Raw genomic sequence first — 8796 nt, 5'->3', positions numbered from 1 at the left:
GCCCCCGCCAGGTAGCGGTCCGGGCGGAAGGCGTCCGGATCCGGGAAGTGGCGGGGGTCGCGGCTGGCTGCGGCGAGTACGGCCAGGACGGATGCGCCCGCGGGTATGACCGCGCCGCCGCCGAGGTCCACCTCCTCGGTGGTCCGTCGCCAGGTCGTGCCCTCCAGCGGGCTTGCGTGGCGCAGCGTCTCCTCGACGACGGCAGGCCAGCGTGCGGGGTCACGGCGTGCGGCCGACAGCTCCTCGGGGTGGGTGAGGAGCAGCAGGGACGCCGACGCCAGCAGGTTCATGGTCGTCTCGTAACCCGCGAACAGGAGCAGGAACGCCATGGCGAGCAGCTCGCCGTCGTCGAGCCCGCCCTCCGTCGCGTCGTGCGTCAGCGCGCTGAACAGATCCGGCCCCGGCGCGCGTCGCTTACGGGCGATCAGCTCGGTGAAGTAGGCGTGCAGCGAGGTCCACGCGTCGTCCACCGCGCCCGGCGTCAGCGCGTCGGCGGGCGAACCGACCCGGTAGGTCCAGTCCCGCAGGTCCGCCCGGTCGGCCTCCGGGACCCCGAGCACCTCGCCGATGACAAGGACGGGGAGCGGGAAGGCGAAGGCGTCGACGAGGTCCACGCTTCCGTCGCGCCGCGCCCGCTCCGCCACATCGGCCAGCAGACCGGCGGTCAGCTCCTCGATCCGTGGCCGCAGCGCGTCGACGCGGCGCGGCGTGAACGCGGCGGCGGTCAGCCTGCGCAGCCGGGTGTGATCGGGGGCGTCGGAGTTGAGCATGTGGCGGGCCAGGCACGCGCGGGCCTGCCGCGCGGGGGAGTCGGCCTTCGGCCGGCCCGCGTCCGGCGGCGGCACGTTCGAGAAACGGGGGTCGGCGAGCACGGCCCGCGTCTCCTCGTACCCGGTGACGAGCCACGCGTGCGTGCCGTTGGCCAGCGGCACCCGCACCGCGGGCCCCTGACCGCGCAGCCGTGCGTAGTACGGATACGGGTCGCGCGCGAAGGCGGGATCCGCGGGGTCCAAGGGGGCCAGGACGTCCATGGCGCCCGTGGCATCCACAATCTCCGAAGGAACGATCACCCCCTCATCCTCTCCGACCGGGCCCGCCGCAGAGGTCGGCCCCCGGTCAGGAACCGGGTGCCGTACCTGTCGGGACCGGACAACAACCCGGGAGGACCGGACGGCAACCGGGGAGGGCCGGACGACGAGGGTGGGCGGAACCCTCCTGCGCAAGGGCCCAGTGGGCTACAAAGAGAACCGTGAACCAGTCGTCCAACGATCTGAGCGGAACCGTCAGCGGTCCCGTCGTCCAGGCGGGCCACGTGGGGCAGCTGCACATCACCCCCGCAGCGCCGGCGGCGCCCGCGGCGCCCACCGCGCTCGCCGGCCTGCCCCCGGACGTGCCGGAGTTCACGGGCCGGGGCACGGCCCTGGACGCCGTCACCGCCGGACTGCGCCCCGACTCCGCTGCCTCCCCGCTCGTGGTGTCCACGCTGGCCGGCACGGCGGGCATCGGAAAGACCGCCCTTGCGGTGCGCGCGGCCCACGACGCCGTGGCGGCGGGCTGGTTCCCCGGCGGCGTGCTCTTCATCAACCTCCAGGGATACGACGTCGACCGCGCCGTGCGGCCCGACATCGCACTGTCCGTCTTCCTGAGTGCCCTCGGCGTCCCCGACGAACTCTTCCCGCCCACCTTCCAGGGCCGCCTCTCGCTCTACCGCTCGAAACTCGCGGAGATCGCATCGCGGCACGGCGCGGTCCTGGTGTTCCTCGACAACGCCTCGTCGACCGAGCAGATAGGGCCCCTGCTGCCCGCCGCGCCGACGCACCGGGTCCTCGTCACCAGCCGCCACACCCTCGGTGATCTGCCCGGTTCGCGGATCGTGGACGTCGGAGTACTGGAACCGGCCGAGGCCGCCGCGCTGATCAGCCGCACGCTGCGCACCCGCCGTCCCGGCGACACCCGGGCCCAGGACGAACCCGACGCCGTGCGCGATCTCGCCGCGCTGTGCGGGCACCTCCCGCTCGCGCTCGCCGTCGTCGCCTCGATCCTGGCGGGTGACCCGGACCAGTCGGTCGGCGAACTCACCGCGGCGCTGCGTGACCGTGCGACCCGTCTGGAGGAGCTGACGTACGGGCAACGCCGTTCCGTCGCCGCCGCCTTCGAGCTGTCGTACGCGCGCCTGACTGCCGAGGAAGCGAGGATGTTCCGGCTGCTCTCGCTCAATCTGGGGCAGCAGGTGAGCTTGGCGGCCGCCGCGGCGCTCACCGGCGGTTCCGTGCCCCGAGCGAGGAAACAGCTGCGCGCCCTGCGCGACGCCCACATGATCGAGCCGGGCGAACCGCACGGCTGGGTCCGCTTCCACGACCTGCTGCGTCTGTTCGCGGAGTGGCGCCGCCAGGAGGAGGACGACGAGGCGAGCGTCGAGAGAGCCGTCGACGGTCTGCTCGTCCATTACCGGGACAGTGCGCGCGACGCCGTCGAGCGGTTGGTCGCGGAGGCGCGGGCGGGCGGCCGTGACGAGGCCGCGGAGGAGTGGCTGGACACCGAGCGGCTCAATCTGCGCTCGGCGCTGCATCTTGCCCAGCTGCACGGCCGGTCCGCGGTGGTCCTGCCCCTCGCCCACCACGTCAGCTGGCTGCTGCGCCGCCAGCAGGACTGGAGCGCCGGCCTGGAGGTGTGCGACATGGCGGTGCGGTTCGCCCGCGCCGACACGGACCAAGGACAACTGGCGCTGGCCCTCTACAACAAGGGGGACTTCCTCAAGCACAAGCAGGACTACGGCCGGGCGTTGCCCGTCTTCGCCGAGGCCCTCGACGGCTACCGGCGGCTCGGCGACCGGGCCGGCGAGGCCAGGACACTGCACAGCATGGGCACGGTCGCCCGGCGCGACCGGCAATACGCGGAGGCGGAGCGGTACTACTCCGCCGCCCTGCCGCTGTTCCGCGCCCTGGACGACCAACAGGCCACCGCCCACACGCTGTTCAACCTCGGACACACCGCCAGGGGACAGGGCGACCAGGAACTGGCGGAGGACTGCTACCGGCAGGGGCTCGACGCGTACCAGGAGGCCGGCCACCTGATCGGCCGGGCCCGCACCCTGCACCGGCTCGGACTGCTCGCCGCCGCCACGGACCGGCCGGAGCTGGCACGCCGCCACTGGGAGCAGGCACGCACGGCGTACGAGGCGGCGGGACATGCCGAGTGCTGCGGCCGCAAGGTGGCGGCCCTGCTCGACGGCTGACCGACGCGCTCACCGACGCGCTCACCTGCGAGGACGGCTAAGATCGCGGGAAATTCGGCACGATGGGCAGGGAAAAGAGAACAGTGCGCGCAAGGGGGAAGGGCATCGTGACGGCGGCCATGGGGGCGGCGCTCACGATAATGGCCGCGGGATGCGGCGGCGACGGCGGATCCGACCGCGGTGACGCGGGCAAGGACAACGGCAAGGGCGGGGACGACAAGAGCCACGCGCGGACCGACGCGCGGGCCGACGCGCGGGCCGTGCTGCTCGCGGCGGCGAAGAAGACCGGTGCGCAGACCTCGTACAAGACGGTCCAGACGGGGCAGGGCGGCACGGACCGGTCCGAGATGCTCTACCAGCGCAAGCCCGCCGCCACGGTCATCAAGGCCGAGGTGACGAAGTCCGCGGCCGCCCCGGACGGCATCAGCCACATGGTGTCGCTCGGCGGCACGACGTACGTGAAGACGGATAAGGTGCCCGGCAAGAGCTGGTACAGCATGGACATCGGCGGCGGTGCCGGCGCCCCGCGCGCGGCCGGCTACGTCCCCGAGTTCGCCGGTGCGCTCGCGGCGACGAAGTCCACGAAGTGGATCGCCGAGGAAAAGGTCGGCGGACACCCCGCCGACCACTACCGCGGCACGGTCGTGCTCAGCGAACTCGCCGACTACACCGGCCCCGCCCTGGACGAGGACCTCCGCGACGCCTACGTCGAGGGCGCCGAGAAGCAGGGCATGAAGTCCGTCGTCATCGACATGTGGGTCGGCAAGGACGATCTCGTCCTCAAGTCCCGCGAGACCGGCGAAGGTTCGAAGGGCCGCGAGGTCATCAACGAGGAGTACTCCGCGTTCGGGGCCGTCCCGAAGATCGCCGCTCCGGTGGCCGGGACCGTCGCCACCTGGGACGAGTTCATCTCGGCACAGGCGACGCCGTGACGCATCGGCCCGGCCGCCCGGGTGGTATGGAGGAGCCATGACGGTCCCTCACCGGCCGGCGGCCTCGCGGGAGATCCCCGAGGTCGCCTTCGCCGCCCCGGCCGGCACCCCCGCCCCGGTGGAGGTGCTCTCGCTCGCCGCGCTGCGCGAGCGGGCCCGCGGCAGGCCCTTGCAGCTCATGCGGCAGCCGCAGCGACCGGACTTCCACCATCTGCTCACCGTGGGCGCGGGCTCGCTGGAGCACATGGTCGACTTCACCGGATACGTCGTCGAACCGGGCTCCTGGCTGTGGGTGCGGCCCGGTCAGGTCCACCGGTGGGGCGACCTCGAGGGGGCGGAAGGCACCGTCGTCTTCTTCGAGCGCGGGTTCCTCGACCCCGCAACCGTCGCCGCCGCCGGGGTCGACGACGCGTACGCCCCGGCCGTGCGGACACCGGCCGGTGACGACGCCGAGGGGCTGCGGGTCGCCATCGCCCACCTGGAGCACGAGTTCCGCGCGCTGCGCCAACTGCCGCTCGAGATCCATGTCGCGGTGCTCCGGCATCTGCTCGGCGTACTCGTCCTGCGCGTCGCCCATGTGTCCGTGCCCGGCAGCGCGGCCCCGGAGCCGGGCGAGACCTTCCTGCGTTTCCGGGACGCGGTGGAGCGCGACTTCACCAACAGCAGACGGCTCGACGACTACGCCCACGCCCTCGGCTACTCCCCGCGCACCCTCTCGCGCGCCACCCTCGCCGGGGCCGGGGTGGGGGCGAAGGAGTTCATCGACCGCCGGGTGATCCTGGAGGCCAAGCGGCTGCTCGCGCACAGTGACCGGTCGGCGGCGCGGATCGCCGACCGGCTCGGCTTCTCCAGCGCGACCAACTTCAGCAAGTTCTTCCACAAGCGCACCGGCCAGACGCCGATCGACTTCCGCGGAGCCATGCGGGGACGCGGACCGCGCCATCCGTAGCGTCTCAGGTAAGCGCATCAGACGTGGCGTGGCGTGTCGGATTTTGACCATACGACGTCCGTAGCTCACCTCGCTCACCTGCATAAACGACCGTAGCGTCGTAGGTGCAGACGGAAACAGGAACTCCCAGGAACTCCCAGAAAAGCGAGAAGAACTCATGCGCATCCTCCTCTTCGGCGCCACCGGCATGGTCGGCTCCCGCATCGCGGCCGAGGCCCTGTCCCGCGGCCACGAAGTCACCGCCGTCAGCCGCTCCGGCAAGCCGGTCGGCGACGCCACCCCCGTCACCGGCGACGCGTCCGACGCGGCCAAGGTCGCCGAACTCGCCGCAGGCCACGACGCCGTGGCATCGGCGCTCGCCCCGCCGCGCGACGGCTCCGCGCCGGCCGCGCCCTTCCTCGCCACCAACGCGGCGGTCGTCGACGGCGTACGCACCAGCGGGATCAACCGTCTGGTCGTCGTCGGCGGCGCCGGCAGCCTCGAGGTCGCCCCCGGCCAGGACCTCGTCGACCAGCCGGACTTCCCGGACCTGTACAAGGCGGAGAGCCTGGCCCAGCGCGACGCCCTCGGGTACTACCGCACCGTGAACGACATCAACTGGACCTACATCTCCCCGGCCGCCCTCATCGAGCCCGGCGAGCGCACCGGCACCTACCGTGTCGGCGGCGACCGGCTCCTGGCCGACGCCGAGGGGAACAGCCGGATCACCGCCGAGGACTACGCGATCGCCTTCGTCGACGTACTGGAGAAGGACACCCACCCGCGTGCCCGCATCGGCGTCGCGTACTGAGCGGTTTCGCGTACTGACCGGTTTCGCGTACTGAGTGAGCGGTCAGGCCCGCGCGGAGGGCCTGACCCGCACATGTACGCGCTCGCCCTGGGCCCCGTACAGGGCGAGGAACTCGACGGGGCGGTCGCCCGCGTTGGCGAAGCCGTGCGGGGTCCGCGTGTCGAACTCCGCCGCCTCGCCCGCCGTGAGGACGAGATCGTGCTCGCCGAGGGCGAGCAGCAGCCGGCCGGAGAGGACGTACAGCCACTCGTACCCCTCGTGCACACCCTGCTCGGGGCGGCTGCCGCTTCCCGCGTCCTTGTCGACCGGCATGACCTGCTTATACGCGTGCATGCCGCCCAGGTGCCGGGTCAGCGGAACCCACGTCTTGCCGTGCCGGGTGAACGGCCGGGGGTGAATGCGCGGGTCACCGGTGGCGGGCGCGCCGACCAGCTCGTCGAGGGGCACCCCGTGCGCCTTGGCCAGCGGCAGCAGGTGCTTGAGGGTCGGCTCGCGCTGCCCGCTCTCCAGCCGGGAGAGGGTGCTCAAGGAGATCCCGGTCTCCTCGCTGAGCCGGGCCAGCGTGGTGCCGCGTGCGGTCCGCGGCGCCCGCAGCCGTGGCCCGACGGCGGTCAGGACCTGCGAGAGATCGTCGTCGCTCATCTCTCCATTTGCCGCTTCGGCAAAGAACTTTGTCAAGGTGCGACTGCCCCGTCCCACCAGGTCCGCACGGCGTCGACCGGCCCACTGACCGCCTCCTGTCGCCTCCCGTCGCCTCCCGTCGCTCCCGGATTCCCGGTCCGGCTCCTGCGGGTGGAACCTGCCCCCGTCGTATTGCTCCGGGTCCCCGCTCTCCCCATACTGCTGGCATCGGGGGAGGGCGGTTCGTCTGGCCGCCCAGTGATGACGCCCGCTCCCGGGTGGGGGTGGGACATGAGCGTCCACAGTGGCAGCGGGGAAAGGGCCCCGTCGGGGGAGCGGCGGACCGGCGCGCGAGAGACCCTGAGCACGCTCGCCCGTACGGCGACGGCGGGCGGTGCGGAGGAACTCGGCGGGACCCTGGACACCGCGGCACGGCGCCTCGCCGAGCCCATGCGGCTCGCGGTCGCGGGCCAGCTCAAACGCGGAAAGTCGACACTGGTCAACGCGCTGCTCGGCGAAGAGGTCGTGGCGGTGGGGCAGTTGGAGACGACGTTCAACGTCACCGAGTTCCACCACGCGGCGCGGCGCCGGCTGACCGTGCACTACAAGGGCGACCGGCCGCCCCGCGAGGTCTCGCCCGAGGAACTGGCACGTCTTTCCGTGCGGGACGCCGACTCGCTGGACACCCTGCGGGGCATCCGCAAGCTCGAGGCCGGTTGGCCCAACGAGCTCCTGAAAGCCTTCCACCTGGTCGACACTCCCGGTCTGGCCAGCGTGCACCGCACCGACGCGGCCAACGCCGCCGCCTTCCTCGGCATCCAGGACCCCGCCGCACAGGCCGAGAGCCAGCAGGTGCTCGACGCCATCGGGCGGGACGCGCAGGAGGTGCACGACGACAGCGTGGCCGAACTCGACCGCGCGGACGCCGTGTTGTTCCTGTTCACGCGGGCGCTCGGCAGGGCCGACATCCAGGTCGTCGAGGAATTCGTCGGCGCGCATCAGAGCGCGGTCAACGGCCTGCGGGCATTCGGGGTGCTCACCCGCTGCGACCAGTTCTGGCCGCCGTCGGAGGACCTGCCGGGACACCCCGACCCTTTGGAGTACGACCCACTGGACGCCGGGCGCGAGATCGTCGCCGGATATCTGGGGCGCCCCGCGCTGCGCGCCGCCTTCCACACGGTGCTCCCGGTCGCGGGACTCACCGGCCTTGGTGCGCAGACGCTGACCGACGACGAGTACGTGTCCTTGGTGAAGCTCGCGGACACCGACGCCCAGACCCTGGTGAACCGCCTTCGCAGCGAGCGCAGGTTCGCCCGGCAGCCGTACGAGGACCTGCCCGTCCCCCCGGAGGAGCGCGCCCGGCTGCTGCACAGGCTCGGCGCGTGGGGCGTGCACCGCGCGTGCGTCCTGATCCGAGGGGGCGCGGATGTCGCCGACGTACGCGAGATCCTGCTCGCGGACAGTGGCGTGGCGGCGCTGCGTGACCTGATCGTCGAGCACTTCGGCAACCGGTCCGGGCTGATCAAACTCGACTCCGCGCTGCGGCAGGCCACCGCGTCCGTGCACCGGTCGCGCGCCCTGCCCCGAGACCGGGCCCACGGCTTCGCGTTCGCCGAGACGGTGAACACCGTCGGCGCCGCCCTCGAACGCTTCCGGCTCAGCGATCCGGGCCCCGCCGAGATCGCCCTGCTCACCGGCCTGTACCGGGGCGACTTCGACTTCACGGACGCCGAACGCGACGAGGTGCTGCTGGTCACCGGGGAGCGGGGACGGTCGGCAGCGGACCGGCTCGGGCTGCCCCCGGACGCGCCTCTGCCCGCGTTCCGCACCGCCATCGCGGACCGGCGTGCGGCCTGGCGGGTGCGCGTGGACGACCCGTTCCACGCGCCGCCCACCGTCCTCGCCGCGCGCACCGTGCTGCGTACGTACGACCGGATCGCCGACCGCGTGGCATCGGCGGAGCGGCTGCTGTTCCACGACACCGACTGAACAACTGCGTTCCAACGGCCCATGAAGGAGGCCGAGATGACACGGCGACACCCCTGGTGGGACCCGCGCTCGTGGTGGAACCTTCTGCGAGGTCGCGGACCTCGGAGGCAGGACGCTGAACTTGATACGGCTCCGGCTCCGGAAGGGGCCCGTCCGGAGCCGGAGCCGGAGCCAGAGCCAGCGGCGGCCTCAGAGCCGGAGGCTGCCCCGGAGAAGGCTCCGGTCCAGGCCGCCATGAAGGCCGAGACCGCCCCGGAAGCGCCGCCGCCCGCCCCCGAAC

General features: G+C 72.6%; 7 protein-coding genes. 5 read left to right on the top strand and 2 right to left on the bottom strand.

Annotated features, from left to right (window positions below; translation table 11 throughout):
* On the bottom strand, positions 1 to 1070 hold a 1070-nt coding region (locus E2651_RS37635), incomplete at its 3' end, for a cytochrome P450 (RefSeq protein WP_245239469.1).
* Positions 1071 to 1249: 179 nt separating this feature from the next.
* Here E2651_RS37635 and E2651_RS37630 point away from each other — a divergent pair.
* The 4 genes from E2651_RS37630 to E2651_RS37615 all read left to right on the top strand — a co-directional run bounded on the left by E2651_RS37630 (position 1250) and on the right by E2651_RS37615 (position 5906).
* Entirely contained in the window at positions 1250 to 3235 is a 1986-nt protein-coding gene (locus E2651_RS37630; RefSeq protein WP_167829013.1) for a tetratricopeptide repeat protein, read from the top strand.
* A gap of 83 nt (positions 3236 to 3318) precedes the next feature.
* Positions 3319 to 4167 carry a hypothetical protein gene (locus tag E2651_RS37625; RefSeq protein WP_135335767.1) on the top strand — a complete coding sequence of 283 codons (849 nt, stop codon included), beginning with the start codon at positions 3319 to 3321 and terminating at the stop codon, positions 4165 to 4167.
* Positions 4168 to 4204: 37 nt separating this feature from the next.
* Complete coding sequence (locus E2651_RS37620; RefSeq protein WP_135335766.1) at positions 4205 to 5116, top strand: AraC family transcriptional regulator; 912 nt, start codon at positions 4205 to 4207, stop codon at positions 5114 to 5116.
* A gap of 157 nt (positions 5117 to 5273) precedes the next feature.
* On the top strand, positions 5274 to 5906 hold the full coding sequence (locus E2651_RS37615) for an NAD(P)-dependent oxidoreductase (RefSeq protein WP_135335765.1): 633 nt from the start codon (positions 5274 to 5276) through the stop codon (positions 5904 to 5906).
* A gap of 42 nt (positions 5907 to 5948) precedes the next feature.
* Here E2651_RS37615 and E2651_RS37610 read toward each other — a convergent pair whose 3' ends face one another.
* Positions 5949 to 6548, bottom strand: coding sequence for an XRE family transcriptional regulator (locus E2651_RS37610; protein WP_135335764.1), 600 nt, complete (start codon positions 6546 to 6548; stop codon positions 5949 to 5951).
* 270 nt (positions 6549 to 6818) lie between these two features.
* Here E2651_RS37610 and E2651_RS37605 point away from each other — a divergent pair, with 270 nt between their 5' ends.
* The gene (locus tag E2651_RS37605; RefSeq protein ID WP_167829012.1) at positions 6819 to 8516 is read left to right on the top strand and encodes a dynamin family protein; all 1698 of its coding nucleotides are present in this window, start codon (positions 6819 to 6821) and stop codon (positions 8514 to 8516) included.
* Positions 8517 to 8796: the final 280 nt, after the last annotated feature.

The sequence above is a fragment of the Streptomyces sp. MZ04 genome (assembly GCF_004684775.1).
GTDB lineage: Bacteria > Actinomycetota > Actinomycetes > Streptomycetales > Streptomycetaceae > Streptomyces.
Note: the sequence above shows the minus strand (reverse complement) of the source record. Positions and strands in the feature narration are given on the sequence as shown.